General features: G+C 71.6%; 1 pseudogene. It reads right to left on the minus strand.

The features are described from left to right. Nucleotides 1-215: pseudogene (locus VTU_RS25010) on the minus strand (glutamate ligase domain-containing protein); the annotation flags it as partial.

Raw genomic sequence — 215 nt, forward strand, 5'->3', positions numbered from 1 at the left:
CACCAGCAACTGCGGCGCGGGCAATTCGGCCAGGAGTTCGACGGCCGCGTGCAGGGAGTCGGGGTTGGCGTTGTAGCTATCGTCGACCACGGTGATCGTGCGGCCCGCGCAGTGCACGCCAAAGGTGCACGAGCGGCCCGGGATCGGCGTGAAATCGTTCAAGCCCTGCGCGATCGCGGCCAGCGGCGCGCCCGCAGCGAGCGCGCCCGCAGCGG

Origin of the sequence: Verminephrobacter aporrectodeae subsp. tuberculatae At4, assembly GCF_000193225.1 — a bacterium.
Lineage (GTDB): Bacteria > Pseudomonadota > Gammaproteobacteria > Burkholderiales > Burkholderiaceae_C > Acidovorax > Acidovorax aporrectodeae.